Annotated in this window: 1 pseudogene; it reads right to left on the bottom strand. The window is 66.0% G+C overall.

Annotated elements, in window-relative coordinates:
• Positions 1-12: 12 nt before the first annotated feature.
• Positions 13-21,033, bottom strand: a pseudogene (locus MFM001_RS23130) (non-ribosomal peptide synthase/polyketide synthase); the annotation flags it as partial.
• Positions 21,034-21,055 lie beyond the last annotated feature (22 nt).

Raw genomic sequence — 21,055 nt, forward strand, 5'->3', positions numbered from 1 at the left:
TAAGGAAAGTTTGAGTTGTTGGCCATAGCGACTGAGTGATTCGGCCGTCAACATGTCTTCGTGTCGGCAGTCGACCGCGTAACCCGTGATGGCGCCGGTAACGTAAGGCCGCCAGCTGCCCACAGAAGACGAACTGCGATCGCTCTCACCCGGTGCGGCGGAAAACAGGATCATGTCGCCATCGAAGACACCGGGTTTGTGCGCTCGTTGCAACGCAAGGTTTTTGTCGAGGTTGCGACCGAGCAAATCCAGAAGCTGTTGGTATTGACGAAATTCCACGGCCTCGCGCTCTAGGACCAGTTCTTCTAGCTGCTCGTAGGTGAGCGGAGCATCCTGTTCCGGAGTGGCTACACCATAGAATCGCAATACTGCTTCCAGCATGTCCTTCTCGTCCGCGGCAGGGCGTGGTTCGGTGACGCTGCCGTCGAGACCGGGTTGGGCGTCCAGAAGAATGAGGCGTGCGACTGCGCATCCGCGGCGCCGGAGCTCGATGCCGACTTCATGGGCGACGACACCGCCAAAGGACCAGCCGAGGAGGTTGTAAGGGCCGCTGGGATGTACTGCCAGGATTCTGTCGGCATAGTTTTTCGCCATCTCGCGAATTGACCCGGGTTCTGCTTCGTCGCCGTGCAGGGTTTGTTGAATTCCAATAATCGGGCAGTCCAGGTAATTGCCGAGAACCTGGTACGCCCAACCTATTCCACCGCCGGGATGAATGCAGAACAGCGGAACGCCGGTAGCCTCCTTGAGAACTTCGACAGGAACTACTTCCACGTCGCCGGCACAGTTGCCCAGCTGCCGGCTGAGGCTTCTCACCGACGGAGCGTGGAACAGGCTGCGCACCGGAAGCTTCGCATCCAGCCTGGCGTTGATCGCGGCGATCAGGCGCATCGCGGAAAGCGAGTCCCCGCCCAAATCGAAGAATGAGTCATCGACCCCGACGCGTTCGAGGCCGAGTATCTCGGCGTAGAGGCCAGCCAGGACCTCTTCGGTCGGCGTGGCCGGCGCCCGATACTGGTGAGCGCTGTAATCGGGTTCAGGTAGGGCGCGGACGTCGAGCTTGCCGTTGAGCGTCAACGGCAGCGCATCGAGTGCGACCACGGCAGCCGGCACCATGTAACCCGGCAGCCGCTGCCCCAGCGTTTCGCGTATCCCGGCCGGGTCGGCGACACCGGTGACATAACCGATCAGGCGTTTGTCGCCGGGGCGGTCTTCGCGTGCAATCACCACGGCCTGCTCGACGCCATCACAGCCGGCCAACGCCGCGCGCACCTCGCCGAGTTCGATGCGGTAGCCGCGGATCTTGACCTGCTCATCGATGCGTCCCAGATACCGCAGTTGGCCGTCGGCACCCCAGGACACCAGATCCCCGGTCCGATACATCCTTTCGCCGGTGCCGCCGAACGGACAGGCCACAAACCGCGACGCGGTCAGCCCGGCCCGGCGCCAATATCCGCAGCCCACACCGGAACCCGCTACATACAACTCCCCGATCACTCCGGCCGGTACCGGGCGCAACCAGCTGTCCAGCACAAACAGCGCCGCCCCCGGCACCGGCGAACCGATCGGCACCGTCCCCGTTTCCGGTGTCAAAGGCCTACTCACCGCGGCGTACACCGTTGTCTCGGTAGGGCCGTAGGCGTTGATCATCACCCGCCCGGGCGCCCACCGATCCACCACCTCAGTCGGGCACGCCTCACCGGCCACCACCAACGCCGTCGAATCCAACCCCTCGGGCGATAACATCCCGGCGGCAGAGGGAGTTTGACTTAACACGCTTATCTGTTCAGCGACCAGCATCGCGTGCAAGTCGTCCGGTGAAGCGGCCACCGACTCGGGCACCACCACCAGCCGCCCGCCGGACAGCAGCGCGCCGAAGATCTCCCAAACCGAGACGTCGAAGGCATACGAATGCCACTGCGACCACACGCCTTCGCGCTGCAGGTCTGCCGACAACGATTCCAAAAGTCGCGTGGCGTTGTGGTGGCTGACGGCCACACCCTTGGGGTTTCCGGTCGTGCCCGAGGTGTAGATGATGTAAGCAATATCGTCCGGCGCAGGTGTGGGTAACGCTGTGCACGGATAAGCCTGGGGCGCAAGGCCGTCTACCTCGAGCATCGGCAGGTTGCACCTATCGAGCCGGCTGGCCAGTTCAGTAGTGGTGATCGCGACCACCGGCGCTGCATCGGCAACCATGAACCCGATCCGCGCCGCAGGCTGGGCCGCGTCGATGGGTAGGTAAGCCGCCCCGGTCTTCAGCACCGCCAAGATCGCGATAATCGCCTCAGCCGACCGGGAAAACAGCAGCGCCACAGATTCACCCGGCCCTGCTCCGTGGCTAGACAGCAAGTGCGCCAACCGGTTAGATGCTTCATCCAACTCGCGATAGGTCCACGAACACTCACCGCAAGTCAGGGCCACCACCTCCGAGGTGCGTGCCACCTGGGCGGCAAACAGCGCCGGAATCGACACGCGGGTGGCCGCTGGCCCAGCCAGCACCGCCTGGTTACCCCAGCCCTCCAGCCGGAGCTGCTCAGCCTCATCGAGCAGACTTACCGACGACAGCTGCCGTTTCGGGTCGGCGGTGATCGCGATCAACACCCGGTGCAGTCGCTCGATCAGCGCCTCGATGCTGGTCGCGTCGAACACGTCGGTGCGAAATTCCACTGCCCCACCGATCCCCGCCGGCTCACCGGCTTCGGTGAAACGTTCTCCCAGGAAAAACGTCAAATCCATCCGAGCTGTCTGAGTGTCCACCGACAACGATGTCGCCTCCAGCTCCCCAAAGGCCAACCCAGCGGCGGCGTTATCCTGCCCCGCGAAGTTCTGCCAGGCCAACAGCACCTGGAACAGCGGGTGATGGGTCAGGCTTCGGTCAGGGTTGAGCCGCTCCACGAGCACTTCGAAGGGGACGTCTTGCCGTTCGTAGGCGGCCAGGCTGCGCGTCCGCACTTGGTCCAGCAGTTCGGCCATCGTCGGATCACCGGCCAGATCGACGCGCAGCACCAACGTGTTGACGAAGAATCCCACCAGCTCGTCGAGGGCGCTATCGCCGCGTCCGGCGATCGGGAACCCCACTGCCACATCAGAACTCGCGCTGAGCTTGGACAGCAGCACCGCCAAAGCGGCCTGCACCACCATGAAGCTGGTCGCGTTGCGCTCGCGAGCCACCCGCGCCACCCGTTGTTGCAATTCGGCCGGCCAGTCCACCGTCACACTGGCGCCGCGATGATCGGCGATCAGCGGATAGGGCCGATCGGTGGGCAACTGCAGCCGCTCGGGCATTCCCGCCAGTGTTTCCTCCCAGTAGGCCAACTGCGCGGCGATGGGACTGTCGCTGTCGGCCAGATCACCAAACTGCGCACGTTGCCACAGCGTGTAATCGACGTACTGGACAGCCAATGGCGCCCAATCGGGTGCTCGCCCCGCGCACCGGCTGGCATAGGCCACGCCCAGATCACGTGTCAGCGGGGTGATCGACCAGCCGTCGGCTGCGATATGGTGCACCACCACCGCCAGCACGTGGTCGTCCTCGTCTAAAGTGAAAAGCCTTGCTTGCAGCGGGATCTCGGAGGCGATGTCAAACGGGTGACGCGCCACGGAGTCGATGGCCTCCGCCAGCCGGCTTTCCGGCCAGCCGGTGGCATCGATGACCTGCCAACCGAATTCGGCCCGCTCGGCGGGCACAATCAGCTGCTGAGGTATTCCCTCGGGTGCGGTAAACTCCGTGCGCAGACTCTCGTGGCGGCCCACCACATCGGCCAGCGCCGCACCCAGCGCGTCGGCGTCGAGCCGACCGCGCAGCCGTACCGCCACCGGCATGTTGTAGATCGGTGAGGGGCCCTGCAGTTGATCCAGGAACCACAACCGATTTTGGGCGAACGACAACGGAATCACCGCGGGCCGCTCACCAGCCACCAACCGCGGGAGCCGGCGATCCTTACCGATACGGGGCGCCAACTGAGCGACCGTCGGCGCATCAAACACCGTGCGCACCGACAGGCCGGCCTCCAGGCTGGTGTTGATCGCAGCGATCAGCCGCATCGCCGACAGAGAATCCCCGCCCAGGTCGAAGAACGAGTCGTCGACGCCGACGCGCTCGAGGCCGAGCACGTGAGCGTAGATCCCGGCCAGGATCTCCTCGACCGCGTCCGACGGGGCCCGATATTCACCGGCGATGTACTCGGGTGCCGGTAGAGCGTTCCGGTCGAGCTTGCCGTTGACCGTCAACGGCAAAGTCTCCAAAGCCATTACCGCCGTGGGAATCATGTAGGCGGGCAGCCGCTCGCCCAGCGAGGCGCGTATCTCGGCAGGGTCCGCTGTCCCGGTGACATAGCCCACTAGTCGCTTGTCGCCGGGCTGCTCCTCGCGGACCATCACGACCGCATGCTCGACCCCGTCGCACCCCGCCAACGCGGCCTGGATTTCACCGAGTTCGATGCGGTAGCCGCGGATCTTGACCTGCTCGTCGGCGCGGCCCAGGTATCGCAGCTGCCCGTCCGCGCCCCAGCTCACCAGGTCGCCGGTGCGATACATGCGTTGTCCGGGTCCGCCGAAGGGACAGGCCACAAACCGCGACGCGGTCAACCCGGCCCGGCGGACATACCCGCACCCCACTCCGGCGCCGGCTACATACAATTCGCCGATCACACCGGTCGGGACCGCACGCAAGCACCGATCCAGCACGAACAGCGCCGCGCCCGGCACCGGCGAACCGATCGGCACCATCCCCGTGCCCGGTGTCAGCGGTGCACTCATCGCCACCCACACCGTCGCCTCAGTCGGACCGTAGGCGTTGATCATCACCCGGCCGGGCGCCCAGCGATCGACCACCTCGGCCGGACATGGTTCACCGCCGATCACCAATGCCACCGAGTCCAGTCCTTGCGGCGCCAACACCGCGACGGCAGAAGGGGTTTGGTTCAAGACGCCGACTTCCTCACGCGTCAGCAGGGCATGGAAGTCGACCGGTGAGCCCGCGACCGACTCGGGCACCACGACCAGTCGCCCACCATGTAGCAGCGCTCCCCAGATCTCCCACACGGAGAAGTCGAACGCCAACGAATGACATTGCGTCCAGCCTTGTCCCGGTGCTGCCAACCCCGGATGCAACGACGCCATCAACTGGGTGACGTTGTGGTGGGTGATGGCAACGCCCTTGGGGGCGCCGGTGGTACCCGAGGTGTAGATGATGTAGGCGACGTTGTTTGCCTCCGGTGCCGGTGGGGCCGTACTGGCTTGGGCAGTCACAGCGGGATCGTCTACATCGACGACCAGTAGGTCATGGCCTGCGAACCGGTCGGCGAGATCCGTGGTGGTGATTGCGGCGATCGGTGCGGCGTCGGCAAGCATGAACCCGACACGTGCGGTCGGCTGCGCCGGGTCGATCGGGAGGTAAGCTGCGCCCGTTTTGAGCACCGCGACCAACGCCACGATCGCCTCACCCGAACGCGAAAACAGCAGCGCGACACATTCGCCCGGGCGCGCCCCATGAGCGGCCAGCAGGTGTGCCAACCGGTTGGCCGCCTCGTCGAGCTCGCGATAGGTCCACGACTGTTCGTTGCAGACCAGCGCCACCGCGTCGGGGGTGCTGGCCACCTGCGCGGCGGACAGCGTGGGAATCGAAACGGGCGTGACCGCGGGCAGGGTGAGCACCGCGCGGTTGCCGAACTCATCGAGCCGGGAGTGCTCACTCTCGTCGAGCAGATCCAGCGACGACAACGCCCCGGCCGGGTTGGCGGTCATCGCCACCAACACTCGTCGCAGTCGCTCGATCAGTGCCTCGATGCTGGCCGCGTCGAACACGTCGGTGCGAAATTCCACCGTGCCGCTGATGCCGGCGGGCTCACCGGTTTCCGTCCACCGTTCGCCAAGCGAAAAGGCCAGATCCATGCGGGCGGTACGGGTTTCCACCGACATCGGCCTGACGTGCAGGTCACCCAACGCCAGCCCGGTGGCCGGGCCGTTGTGCTGCCAGGGGAAGTTCTGCCAGGCCAATACGACTTGGACCAACGGGGAGTGGGTGAGCGATCGGGTTGGGTTGAGCCGATCCACCAAAACCTCGAAGGGCACGTCTTGGTGCTCGTAGGCGGCCAGGCTGCGTCTGCGCACCTGGGCCAGCAGCTCGGCGACCGTCGGATCACCGGCCAGATCGACTCGCAGCACCAAGGTGTTGAAGAAGCAACCGACGAGGTCATCAAGTGCCGGATCGCGGCGCCCGGCGACCGGGAACCCCACCGCCACATCGCTGCTCGCGCTGATCTTGGACAACAGCAGCGCGAGAGCGGCCTGAATCACCATGAAACTGGTCGCATTGTGCTGCCGGGCCATGTCGCGGACCCGCTGCTGCAGCTCGGTCGGCCAGTCCACCGTCACGTCAGCGCCGCGGTAGTCGGCAACCGGCGGGTAGGGCCGGTCGGTGGGCAGCTGTAGGCGTTCTGGTAACCCAGCCAGGGTCTCCTCCCAATAGCCAAGCTGCGCGGCGATGGGGCTCTGGTTGTCATCGAGATCACCGAACTGCGCGCGCTGCCACAGGCTGTAGTCGACATACTGCACCGCCAACTCGGCCCAGTCGGGCGATCGCCCGGCGCAGCGGCTGGCATAAGCCACATTGAGGTCACGCGCCAGCGGGGTGATGGACCAGCCATCGGCGGCGATATGGTGCACCGCTATCACCAGCACGTGGTCGTCGTCGCTGACGCGGAAAAGCGTTGCCCGCAAAGGGATGTCGGTCGCCAGGTTAAATGTGTGCCGCGCCGCAGCGCCGATGGCCTCACTCAGCTGGCCTGCCGGCCACCCGGTGGCGTCGACGACGTCCCAACCAAAGTCGGTCTGCTCGGGCGGCACCACCACCTGTTGGGGTATCCCGTCGGGCGCGGTAAACCGGGTGCGCAGGCTCTCATGCCGGCCCACCACGTCGGCCAGCGCCGCGCCCAACGCGTCGGCATCAAGTCTGCCGCGCAGCCGCAACGGCGCCGCCAGGTTGTAGATCGGCAAGGGCCCCTGCAATTGGTCGAGGAACCACAGCCGGCTCTGCGCATACGACAACGGGATCCGCTCCGGACGCGCGACGGGCCGCAAAGGCGGGCCGGCAGGACCGCCACGGTGCCGGTCCAGATGCTGTGCGAGACCCTGGACAGTGGACGCCTCAAACAGGTACCGCACCGGCACTTGCCTGCCCAACGCCAGCTGCAGCCGCGCGCTCACCCGAGTGGCAATCAGGGAATCCCCACCGAGGGCGAAGAAATCGCCGTCTAGGCCAACCCGATCGACGCTCAACACCTCGGCGAACACCTCGGCGACGGTCTTCTCGGTCTCGGTCTGCGGCGCCCGATACTCACCGGTGGTGTATTCGGGTGCCGGTAGAGCTTTCCGGTCGAGCTTTCCATTGACCGTCAACGGCAACGTCTCCAACGTCACCACCGCGGCCGGGATCATGTAGGCCGGTAGCCGCTCGGTCAGCTGGGCGCGGATCTCGGCCGGGTCGGCGGTGCCGGTCACATAGCCGACGAGACGTCTGTCGCCGGGACGGTCCTCGCGGGCGATCACCGCCGCCTGCTCCACCCCGTCCAATCCCGCTAGGACGGCCTGGATTTCGCCGAGCTCGATGCGATACCCGCGGATCTTGACCTGCTCATCGGCGCGGCCCACATACAGCAGCTGCCCGTCCGCGCCCCAACGCACCAAGTCCCCGGTGCGATACATACGTTGCCCCGGTGAGTCCGCGCCGGCGAACGGGCATGCCACGAACCGCGACCCGGTCAATCCGGCCCGGCGCCAATACCCGCACGCCACACCGCGACCGCCCACATACAGCTCGCCGATCACCCCGGCCGGCACGGGACGTAACCAGCCGTCGAGCACAAACAACGCCGCGCCCGGCACCGGCGAACCGATCGGCACCATCCCTGACCCCGGTGTCAGCGGAGCACTGAGCGCCGTGTACCACGTCTCGGACGGGCCGTAGGCGTTGATCATCACCCGCCCGGGCGCCCAGCGATCCACCACCTCGGCCGGGCAGGGCTCCCCTCCCACCAGCAGGGTCACCGAATCCAGACCCTCGGGCGACAACACCGCCACAGCCGAGGGTGTCTGGTTCACGACATTGACGTGTTCGGCGACCAGTAAGGCGTGGAAGTCCTCCGGTGAACGCGCCATCGATTCGGGCACCACCACCAGCCGCCCCCCGCGCAAAAGCGCACCCCAGATCTCCCACACCGAGACGTCGAAACCGTAGGAATGCCACTGCGACCACACCCCTGCCGCAGGCAGGTCCACGTCGAGTGAGTCGAACAGCTGGGTCACATTGCGGTGGGTGATGGCTACCCCTTTGGGGACACCGGTAGTCCCCGACGTGTAGATGATGTGAGCGATATTGTCCGGGCCCGGCACCGGCATCGCGGTGCAGGGCTGGGCCTGGACATCGGGGTCGCCGACATCGATGACCAGCAAGTCATGTCCGTCCAGGCGGCCCACCAGTCCGGTGGTGGTGATCACGGCGATCGGTGCAGCGTCCGCGAGGATGACGGCGATCCTTGCCGTCGGCAGCGCCGGGTCGATCGGGACGTAGGCCGCCCCGGCCTTGAGCACCGCGAGCATTGCCACGATCGCTTCGATCGAGCGCGAAAACAGCAGTGCCACACAGTGTCCCGTGCCTGCGCCATGAACAGCCAGCAGGTGCGCCAACCTGTTCGCGGCCTCCTCCAGGTCGCGATAGGTCATCGAGCGGCCTTCGAAGGTCACCGCCACCGCGTCCGGAGCGCGGGCGACCTGGGCGGCCCATACCACCGGAATCGACACCGGTGCCGCTGCTGGCCGGGCCAACACCGATACGTTGCCCCACCTGTCCAACCCGGCATGCTCATCGGGATCGAGCAGGTCCATCGACGACAACCGCTGCGCAGGGTCGGCGGTCATGACCACCAGCACCCGCTGCAACCGCTCGATCAGCGTTTCGACGCCGGCAGGGTCGAACACGTCGGTGCGAAACTCCAGCTCTCCGCTGATCCCGGCCGGATGGCCGGCCCGGCTCCAGCGTTCGGCCAGGTGGAACACCAAATCCATGCGGGCCGTACGGGTTTCGACCGGCAACGGTGCGACATCGAGATCATCATCCAAAGCCAACCCGTCGGCGGGGTTGTTGTCCGCTGCGGCGAAGTTCTGCCAGGCCAACATCACCTGGAAAATCGGGTGATGGGTGAGGCTTCGGGTGGGGTTCAGCCGATCGACCAGCACCTCAAAGGGGACCTCTTGGTTTTCGTAGGCGGCCAGGCTGCGCCGTCGCACCTCCGTCAGCAGCTGGGCAAAGGTGGGATCTCCGGCCAGCTCGACCCGCAGCACAAGGGTGTTGACGAAAAACCCGACCAGTTCGTCGAGCCCGGGGTCACCGCGCCCGGCAATCGGAAATCCTACTGCCACATCAGGACTCGAGCTCAGCTTAGACAGCAATACTGCCAGCGCGGTCTGGATCACCATGAAGCTGGTCGCATTATGCTCTTGAGCTACGTCGCGCACCCGCTGCTGCAGTTCGGCCGGCCAGTCGATCGCCACGGTGGCGCCCCGATAATCGGCCACCGGCGGGTAGGGCCGATCCGTGGGCAGCTGCAGTCGCTCGGGCATTCCGGCCAGTGCCTGTTCCCAGTAGGCCAACTGGGCGGCGATCGGGCTGCTGCCGTCGTCGAGCTCACCGAACCGTCCGCGCTGCCACAGTGTGTAATCGGCGTACTGCACCGCCAACGGCGCCCACTGCGGCGCCAGGCCCTGCCGACGCGCCCGATACGCCTCGCCGATGTCCTTGACCATCGGAGCCAGCGACCAGCCGTCAAAAGCGATGTGGTGCACTACAATTCCCACCACATGCTGATCGGGCGCTATCGAATAGATTTGCGCACGGATCGGGATCTCGGCCGACAAGTCAAACCGGTAGCCCGCCAATGCAATCAACTCGCGGGCCGCGTCCTGCTCCGGCAACGACACGACCGAGGCGTCCCCGCGCCGCCACATCCCCGGCTGGGCCGGCAACACCTTCTGGAACGGCACGCCGTCAATGTCGGGAAGGATGGTGCGGAGCGGCTCATGGCGGGCGATGACATCATCGATGGCCGCGCCCAGCGCTTCCGCATCCAGCGGCCCGCTGATCCGGAACGCGGTCGGCATGTTGTAGGTCGCCACCCCGCCCTCGAAACGGTTGAGGAACCACAACCGAGACTGGGCGAATGACAACGGAATCACCGCGGGCCGCTCGAGCGCCGTCAACGGCTGATGCCCGCCCGCTTCCCCACCGACGCGGGGGGCCAACTGGGCGACGGTGGGCGCCTCGAATAGGGTGCGCACCGAAACGCGGGCATCCAGGCCGGTGTTGACCGCGGCGATCAGGCGCATCGCCGAGAGAGAATCCCCGCCCAAATCGAAGAACGAGTCATCAACACCGACGCGCTCGAGTCCGAGTATCTGGGCGTAGATGCCCGTCAGGATTTCCTCGATAGCGTTGTCTGGCGCGCGATATCGATCGGTATCGGCGAATTCTGGTGCGGGCAGGGCGCGAGTGTCGAGTTTCCCGTTGACCGTCAGCGGCAGCGCATCGAGTGCGACCACCGCGGCCGGCACCATGTAGCCCGGTAGCCGCTGCCCCAGCGTTTCGCGTATCCCGGCTGGGTCGGCGGTGCCGGTGACATAGCCGACGATGCGTTTGTCGCCGGGGCGGTCCTCGCGGGCGATCACCGCCGCCTGCTCCACCCCGGCCAATCCCGCGAGGGCGGCCTGGATTTCGCCGAGTTCGATGCGATACCCGCGGATCTTCACCTGCTCGTCGGCGCGACCCACATAATCCAGCTGCCCATCGGCGCGCCACCGCACCAGATCGCCGGTGCGGTACATCCGTTGCCCGGGTTTGCCGAATGGGCAGGCGACAAATCGCGATGCGGTCAGCCCGCCCCGGCGCACATACCCACAACTCAGCCCGGCACCGGCCAGATACAACTCACCGACCAAACCCGCGGGCACCTGTCGCAACCAACCGTCGAGCACAAAAAAGGCCATATGCGCCAGCGGTACCCCAATCGGGCTGGCATTGATGTGGGCGTCCGCGCCGGCGATTTCCCGGAACGAAACATGCACCGTGGTCTCGGTAATGCCGTACATGTTGATCAGGCGCGGCGATCCCGGGTGGTTGTGCAGCCACGTCTGAAGACGTTGGGGCTCAAGCGCTTCGCCGCCAAACACGACAGTCTCGAGTTTCAGCTGGCGGGCCTGTTCGGCTGATAGCGCGTCGGCGGTCTGCAGCGCATAAAACGCCGAAGGGGTCCGGCTCAGGACGGTTACTTGTTCGCTGACGAGCAGCTCGTGGAGTTCTTGGGGAGAGCGGGCCACCGAGTCGGGCACCACGACCAGCCGCCCGCCGTAGAGCAGCGCACCGAAGATCTCCCACACCGAGAAGTCGAAGGCCAACGAGTGACACTGCGTCCATACTTGCCCGGCCAATTCCAGGTCGGCGTCCAGAGTTTCCAGCAGCTGCATGACGTTGTGGTGGGTGACGCCCACACCCTTGGGCACACCGGTGGTGCCGGATGTGTATATGAGGTAAGCGATTTCGTCCGGTACCGGTGCCGGGAGCGCAGTGCTGGTTTGGGCATCCACAACAGGATCATCGACATCGATGACCAGTAGCGCGCGGCCTGCTAACCGCCCGGATAGGTCAGCGCTGGTGATTGCGGCGATCGGCGCGGCATCGGTGAGCATGAACTCGATGCGGGCCGCCGGGTGCGCCGGGTCGATCGGCAGGTAGGCCGCCCCGGTTTTGAGTACCGCCAGCATCGCCACGACCGCCGGGGCCGAGCGGGACAACAACAGCGCCACACAGTCACCGGGGCCCACACCCTGAGCGGCCAGCAAGTGCGCCAACCGATTCGACGCCTCATCGAGCTGCCGATACGTCCAGGAGCGCGCGCCGCTGGTCAGCGCGACTGCTTCGGGGACGCGGACCACCTGGGCGGCGAACGCCGCCGGAATCGACACCGCCGCAGGTGCGTGCCGAGTCAAGGTAGCGCGGTTGCCGATTTGATCGAGGCGCGCGCGTCCAGCATCGTCGAGCACATCGATCGACGAGAGGGGCCGGGCGGGTTCGGCGATCATCGCCCGCAATATCCGGCCCAGCCGCTCGATCAGCCCGTCGATGTCGGCCGCGTCGAACACATCGGTGTCGAATTCGACGCGAAGTCCCAATTCGGGTCCGGGCACGGCTTGCACGGTCAGCGGGTAATGGTTGGATTCGCTGAAATCGACATCGGTGACCGCCAACTCGTCGTTGCCCGGCACCAATGCGGCCGCGTCGATTGGATAGTTTTCGTAGGCGAACAGGGTGTCGAAGAGCTGTTCGTGGCCGGTGACGCGGTGAATCTCGGTGAGCGCCAAGTGCTGATGCTCAAGGGTGTTGTTGTGCGCATGCTGCAACTGTGTGAGTAGGTCGACGGTGGTGGTTGCCGCGGAGACGGTCGCGCGCACCGGCACCGTGTTGATAAAAAGGCCCACCATCGATTCCGCACCCGCCACCTCTGGTGGCCGTCCCGAGACCGCGGACCCGAAAACGACATCGTGCTGGCCGGTCAATCCCATCAGCACTCGGGCGAAGGCGCCCTGCAGCACGGTGTTGACGGTGGTGTGCTGTGAGCGGGCGAGCTCGGTTACAGCCCGGGTGGTGGCCGCGGGCATTTGACATGTTTTGATGCCGCGGGTGCCCAGGCCCAGTTTGTGCGGCGGGGCCACCAGGGTGGGGGTCTCCAAGCCGGCGAGCACATCACGCCAGGCCGCGCGAGCGGCATCGACGTCGCGCTCGGCCAGCCAGGTCACGAAGCGGCGATAAGACCCGGTGGCGGGCAGGCGATCGCCGCGATAGCTCGCAAACAGTTCGTGCAGCAGGATCGGCAGCGACCAGCCATCGAGCACGATGTGGTGATTGGTCAGCACCAACCGGTTTCGGTCGTCGGCTACGCGGATGAGAGCCGCTCGGAATCCAGCCTGGTGAGCCAGATCGCCGACAGCGGCGCGCTCGCCCGCACATATCAGTTGGATCTGCTCATCGACACCAACATCGCCATCGCCGTCGAGCTCGATATACGTCCAGGGCGCGACGGGATCGACGGGGATGAGCTGCACCGGTTCGTCGAATTGGTCGCAGAAGTGGGCCATCAAGTTGGGATGGCGAGTGATCACGCTGTGCACCGCAGCGCGCAGCCGACCGGGGTCAAGGGCACCGCTGAGCGTGATCTGTATCTGCACCGCATAGACAGCGGCGTCACTGCCCTGCGCGGTGGTCGCATGAAATAGCAGTCCCTGCTGCAACGGCGTCAACGGCAAAATATCGGCGATCTGGTATTGCTGCTGCAGCTCGTCGAGCTGCTGCTGGCTTAGCCGGGCCGGGGCGATATCAGACGGGGTCAACCCGCCCCCACCGCTTTGCACGTGAGCGCAGATACCGGCCAGCGCCTCAACCCACAACTGGCTCAGTTCGCTGATCTGATCGTGAGTGAGGACCGAGGTTGCCCACGTCCAATTGGCGTGCAACTGTGCGCCGTCGCCGCTGTCGACAGTGGCGGCGTTGAGCTCCACGGTGTGCGCCAACGGCGTGGGTACCGCGCCGACGGCGCCGATAGCCAATGCGCCGTCCGCGCACAGCCGCCACCCCTCACCAGCCGCAGCATCGGGCGCCGCGCCCACGCGTCCCAGGTAGTTGAAGCCGATTACCGGGTCAGATCCGGGCAGCTCCACCTCGGGGTTCAGATACCGCAACAGGCCGTAGGTCAGGCCGTCTGGCAGTGCGCGCAGTCGTTCTTTGGCGTTCTTGACCAATGCTCCCAGGCCCGCGTCCCCGGTGGCCACCTGCGCCCAGGACAGCCTGCCCACGGCCTGGGCTACCGGGTATTTGGTGGTGAACCAGCCCACCGTGTGCGACAAGTCAACATCGGCGGCCAGCTCCTCGTGGCGCCCGTGACCCTCCACATCGATCCCGACCGCCGCGGCGCCGGTGAACTCGGTTATCGCCAACCCGAAGGCGATCAACAGAACCTCGTGGATCCCGGCGTGAAACGCCGGGCAGACCTCACCGAGCAGCATGCCGGTGGTGTCGGCATCCAGTGACACCGCGAAATGCCCTGCGGTTTCATAGGTATCGGCCTCAGGTTGCGGTGCCGGCAGGGCAGGCGGGATCTTCAACGTCTGTCGCCAGATGTCGGCGTGGTCCACGATGGCAGGGCGCTCGGCATGGTCAGCTAACAGTGCGGCCCACCGGGCAAACGATGTCCCGGTCGTCGGCAGGTGTGCGGGTTGTCCGCTGTGATGCTGGGCCCAGGCAATGTTGAGGTCCTCCAACAGAATTCCCCAAGACACCGCGTCAACGGCCAGATGGTGAACGATCATCACCAGTTGGCTGCTGTCGCTCACCCATAGCGCGCTTAGCATCACCCCGGCCGCCGGGTTCAATCGAGACCGCGCGGCGTTCAGCGCCTCGTCGGAGAGCACATCGACTACGTGTAGGCAGCTTTCGGCAGCCACCGAGCCGGGCTCGACAACGTATAGCGCGCCGTCGTCGTCAAGCCGTGCCCGCAGCATGGCGTGCCGATCCAGCAACGCCTGTATTAGCACCACCACATCGGGAGGAGTCACCCCCGGGGGCGCCTGCATCAGCACCGCCTGGTTGAACTGATCCGTCGGACCCCCAATGTTTTGCAGCCAGTGCATGATCGGGGTCGCGACCACCGGGCCGATACCCTCATCGACCACTCCGGCCCCGCCGTCGACCACCGTGACCGCGCGGGCCAGCCCGGCCACGGTCTGCTCGACGAACACATCGCGCGGCCGACAGCTCAGCCCGGCCGCCCGAGCGCGCGCCACCACCTGCATCGCTGAAATGCTGTCCCCGCCAAGGTCGAAGAACGACTGGTCGACCCCGACCTGCTCAAGCCCGAGAACTTGGGCATAGATGTCGGCCAGAATCTCCTGCACCGCATCGGTCGGGGCGCAGTATTCACCAGCCGTGTATTCGGGTGCGGGCAGCGCGCGGGTGTCCAGTTTTCCGTTGGGTGTCAACGGCATTGCATCGAGTGCTACCACCGCGGCGGGGACCATGTAGGCCGGTATCCGGTCGGCAAGTTTTTCACGGATGCCCGCCGGATCCGCAGTGCCGGTGAAGTAGCCAATGAGGCGTTTGTCGCCCGGACGGTCCTCGCGGGCGATCACCACCGCCTGCTCGACACCTTCCAAAGCGGTTAGGGCGGCCTGGATTTCGCCGAGTTCGATGCGATAGCCGCGGATCTTCACCTGCTCGTCGGCGCGGCCCAGATAATCCAGCTGTCCATCGGCGCGCCAGCGCACCAAATCGCCGCTGCGATACATCCGTTGTGCTGGCTCTCCGAATGGGCAGGCCACAAACCGCGACGCGGTCAGTGCGGCTCGACGCTGATAGCCGTAGGCCACCCCGGCGCCGGCCACATACAACTCCCCGATCACCCCGGCGGGCACCGGACGCAGCCACTGATCCAGCACAAACAACGCCGCGCCGGCCACCGGCGAACCGATGGGCACCACACCGCAGCCCGCGCTGAGCGGCGCGCTGATCGCCACGCACATGGTGGTCTCGGTGGGCCCATAAGCGTTGACCATCACGCGGCCCGGCGCCCAGCGATCCACCACGCCGGCCGGACACGCCTCCCCGGCCATCACCAACGCCGTCGACTCCAATCCCTCGGGGGAAAGGATTTGCACCGCCGAGGGGGTTTGAGTCAGTACGTCGACCTGCTCGGCGACCAGCAGGTCGTGGAAGTCCTCCGGGGAAGCGGTTACCGACTCCGGGATCACCACCACCCGGCCACCGCGCAGCAACGGCGCCAACGTTTCCCACACTGACACATCGAAGGCCAACGAATGACTCTGCGACCACACCCCGGCCACCGGTAATCCCGCATCCAACGACCCCAACAACTGCGTGATGTTGCGGTGGGCGACCGCCACCCCCTTCGGCATTCCGGTGGTGCCCGAGGTGTAAATCAGATACGCGACGTCGTCGGGGTCGGGCGCGGGCAGTGCGGTGTCGGGTTGGTTCCACACAGCGGCATCGTGGACATCGATGATCGCCAGCTTGCGTCCGTCGAACCGTTCGGCCAGTTCGGCCGTGGTGATCACCGCTACCGGGGCGGCATCGGCAAGCAAGAACTCGAGGCGCGCCGCCGGCGCCGCTACATCGATCGGTAGATAGGCCGCGCCGGACTTGAGTACCGCGAGCATTGCCACGATTGCTTCAGCCGAGCGTGACAACAGTAGCGCCACACACTCGCCCCGGCCGGCGCCATAGCGAACCAGTAAGTGCGCCAACCGATTCGCCGCATCATCAAGCTGCCGGTAAGTCCACGACTGCTCACCACAGCTGATCGCCACCGACTCCGGCGCGCGCTCGACTTGTACAGCGAACAACACCGGAACCGACACCGCGGCAACGGTGAGCCGAGTCAACGCTGCGCGGTTCCCGACCTCATCTAGCCGCGCGCGCTCACCCTCGTCGAGCACATCGATCGCCGACAACCGTCGAGTCGAGTCGGCGGTCATCGCCACCAACACCCGCCGCAACCGTTCGATCAGTGTCTCGATGCTGGCCGCGTCGAACACATCGGTGCGAAACTCCACCGCTCCCCCGATTCCGGCGGGCGCACCGGTCTCGGTCCAGCGTTCGGCCAACGAAAACGTCAAATCCATCCGGGCAGAATGGGTTTCGATGTTTAGCGGCGTGACATCGAGGGCTTCCAAAGTTAGTCCGGCGATGGGGTGATTATGTTGCCCGGGGAGGTTTTGCCAGGCCAAGGACACTTGCACCAAAGGGTGATGGGTCAGACTTCTGCTGGGGCGGAGTCGTTCGACCAGCACTTCGAAGGGCACGTCCTGGTGCTCGTAGGCGGCCAGGCTGCGCGCTCGCACCTGCGCCAACAACTCGGCGACGTTGGGGTTCCCGGCCAGATCCACCCGCAATACCAGGGTATTGACGAAAAACCCCACCAGGTCATCGAGTGCCGGGTCGCGGCGTCCGGCGATCGGGAAGCCCACCGTCACATCGGAACTGGCGCTGAGCTTCGACAGCAGTGCCGCCAGTGCGGCTTGGACCACCATGAAGCTGGTCGCGTTGTGCTCGCGGGCCATCCGCGCGACCCGCTGCTGCAACTCGGCGGGCCACTCGATCATCACACTGGCGCCACGCTGATCGGCGACCGTGGGGTAGGGCCGGTCGGCGGGCAGTTGCAGTCGCTCGGGCATCCCGGCCAAGGTGTCCTGCCAGTAGGCCAGCTGCGCGGCGATCGGGCTGGCGCTGTCGTCGAGTTCACCGAGTTGCTCGCGCTGCCAGAGCGTGTAGTCGGCGTACTGCACCGGCAACGGCGCCCAGTCAGGGGCGTTCCCCGCAGACCGGCTGGCGTAGGCCACTCCCAGATCACGTGTCAGCGGGGTGATCGACCAGCCGTCGGCGGCGATATGGTGTGCCGTCAGCACCAGCACGTGTTCGTCGTCGGAAACGCGGAAAAGCTTGGCGCGCAAGGGGATCTCGCTGGCAAGATCGAATGTGTAGCGGGCCGTCGCGCCGATTGCCTCCTCCAGCCGGGCCCTCGACCAGCTGCTGGCATCAACGACATCCCAGCCGAAGTCGGCCCGCTCCACCGGGATCACCACCTGCCTGGGCGCTCCCTCGGGCGCCGGGAACAATGTCCTCAGGCTCTCGTGGCGGCCCACCACATCGGCTAGCGCTGCACCCAACGCGTCGGGATCAAGACGGCCACGCAACTGCAACGCCGCCGCCAGGTTGTACACCGGGGACGGCCCCTGCAACTGCTCGAGGATCCACAACCGGTTTTGGGCGTACGACAACGGAATCACCGCGGGCCGCTCAACCGGCACCAACGGCTCGAGCCGATCCTCATCCCCGCCGACATGGAGCGCCAACTGGGCAACTGTCGGCGCCTCGAACACAGACCGCACCGAAAGACGGGCACCCAGGCCGGCATTGACGGCGGCGATCAGGCGCATCGCCGAAATGCTGTCGCCGCCAAGGTCGAAGAAGGAGTCATCGATCCCGACCCGCTCGACTGCGAGCACTTGGGCATAGATGCCGGCCAGGATTCCCTCGATTGCGTTGCCCGGTTCGCGGTGCTGGCTAGCGGAGTATCCCGCTGCGGGCAGAGCGCGGGTGTCGAGCTTGCCGCTGACAGTCAACGGCAGCGCATCCAACACCACCACGGCTGCCGGCACCATGTAGGCCGGTAGCCGCTCGCGAAGTGCCCGGCGCAGCTGGCCCGGATCCGCTGTCCCGGTGACGTAGCCGACCAAGCGTTTGTCGCCGGGGCGGGCTTCGGAGGCGATCACCACCGCCTGCTCCACCCCGTCCAATTCCGCGAGGGCGGTCTGGATTTCGCCGAGTTCGATGCGATAGCCGCGGATCTTGACCTGCTCGTCGGCGCGGCCCAGATAATCCAGCTGCCCATCGGCGCGCCAACGCACCAGATCGCCGGTGCGATACATCCGTTGTCCCGGCCCGCCGAACGGGCACGCCACAAACCGCGAACTGGTCAATGCGGCCCGGCGCACATACCCGACCCCCACCCCGCGACCGGCCACATACAACTCACCGATCAACCCGGCGGGCACTGGGCGCAACCACCCATCCAGCACAAACAATGCCGCGGTCGAAACCGGCGCACCGATCGGCGGCACCCCCGACCCCGCCGTCAGCGGCGCACTCATCGCCACATACACCGTGGCCTCGGTCGGGCCATAGGCGTTGATCACCACCCGCCCCGGTGCCCACCGATCCACCACCTCCGCCGGGCACGCCTCTCCCCCAAGCAGCAACGCCACCGACCCCAACCCCTCGGGCGAGAGCGCCCCGACCGCCGACGGGGTCTGGGTCAACACGCTGACCTCTTCCCCAATCAGCATGTCGTGGAAGTCTTCCGGTGAACCCGCCACCGATTCGGGCACCACTACCAGCCGCCCACCACCGAGCAGCGCAGCCCAGATCTCCCACACCGAAAAGTCGAAAGCATACGAATGGCACTGCGTCCACACCTGCGTTGCCGGCAGCCGTAGAGGTTGTGTCTCCGCCAAGTGGGTGAGGTTGCGGTGACTGACCGCCACTCCTTTGGGCGCCCCAGTAGTGCCGGAGGTGTAGATGATGTAGGCAACCTGATCCGCCGCAGGCGCCGGCAACGCTGTGCACGGATAGTTGTGGATCGCGGGGTCGTCGACATCGATGACCAGTAGGTCCTGCACGTCGAGCCGGTCGGCCAGATCGGCGTTGGTGATCGCGGCGATCGGCGCGGCATCGGCCATCATGAAGCCGACCCGGGCCGCCGGCAGCCCAGGGTCGATCGCGAGGTAGGCGGCGCCGGTCTTGAGCACCGCCAACATCGCCACGATCGCCTCAGCCGAACGCTCCAACAGCAGCGCCACACACTGTCCTGGGCATTCACACTGGGCAGCCAGCAGCTGCGCTAACCGATTGGCAGCCTCGTCGAGCTCGCGGTAGGTCCACGAGCGCTCACCGCAGCTGATCGCTACCGCGTCCGGGGTCTGGGCGACCTGCGCGGCGAACAACACCGGAACCGACTTCGTAGCCGGTCCGGGCAGGGTCAACGCGGCGCGGTTGCCGAGCTCATGCAGCTGGGCGTGGTCACGCTCATCGAGCAGATCGACCGATGACAGTCGCCGTGTGGGGTCCACCGTCATTGCCATCAGCACCCGCGTTAACCGCTCGATGAGCATTTCGATGGTTTCCGCTTCGAAAACGTCGGTGTCGTATTCGGCGCGAAGGCCCAGTTCGCGGCCCGGCTGCGCTTGCACGGTCAGCGGGTAGTGGTTGTGCTCGCGGGTGGAGACCTCGCCGATGGACAATTCGTGGGCCACCGACACCGCGGCGGCGTCGATCGGATAGTTCTCGTAGACAAACAGGGTGTCGAACAGCGTGTCCAGGCCGGTGATCCGGTGGATCTCGCTGAGCGCGATGTGCTGGTGCTCGAGAGTGTCGTTATGGGCGCGTTGCAGCTGGGCGACCAGGTCTGTGGCGGTGGTTGCCGGCATGACCTTCGCCCGCACCGGCAGCGTATTGATGAACAGCCCCACCATCGATTCCGCGCCGAGCACCTCGGCGGGCCTAGTCGAGACCACTGCGCCGAAGGCGACATCATGTTGGCCGGTCAGCCACATCAGCAGCTGCGCGTAGGCGCCCTGCAGCACGATGTTTACGGTGGTGTTGAGGGTGCGGGCCAACTCGCGAAGCGCCTGCGTGAGATCCTCGGGCACCCGAAACGATTCGACGACACGGGGCCCCTGCCTCAACCGATCCGGCGGTCCCACCAGGGTCGGGGTGTCAAAGCCGGTCAGCACCTCACTCCACGCCGCCTGCGCGGCCGCGCGGTCCCGACCGGTCAGCCAGGTGACAAAGCTGCGGTACTGCGGGGGCGCCGGCAGTCGCTGCCCGTAATAGCTGGCGAATATTTCTCGCACCAGGATCGGCAGCGACCAGCCATCCATGACGATGTGATGATTTGTCAGCACAAGCCGGTGCCGATCCGGCGCGGTGCGGATCAGGGCGGCTCGAAATGCCGGCCGGTCGGCCAGATCACTGACTGCGGCACGCTCCTCGGCGCACAGCTGGTCGATGCGCTCGTCGATATCGACGTCGCCGGTTCCCAGCTCGACGTACCGCCACCCCGGCGCCGGATCGGCGGGAATGAGTTGCACCGGCTCGTCGTACCGTTCGTAGAAACGGGCCGCCAGCTGGGGATGACGGGTGATCACCGTCTGCAGTGCATCGCGCAGCCGGTGCGGGTCGAGCGGACCTGTCACGGCGATAGCGAGCTGCACCGCATACACGTCGTCGCTTGCCTGCGCGGTGCTGGCATGAAAGAGCAGCCCCTGCTGCAGGGGCGTCAACGGCAGTACGTCAGCGATCCGCATATTGGCGCTGCAATTCGTCGATCTGTTGCTGGCTAAGCGAGACAGCGATGTCGGAGGGCGTTAGCCCGCCGCCACC

Origin of the sequence: Mycobacterium sp. MFM001 (assembly GCF_003402475.1) — a bacterium.
Lineage (GTDB): Bacteria > Actinomycetota > Actinomycetes > Mycobacteriales > Mycobacteriaceae > Mycobacterium.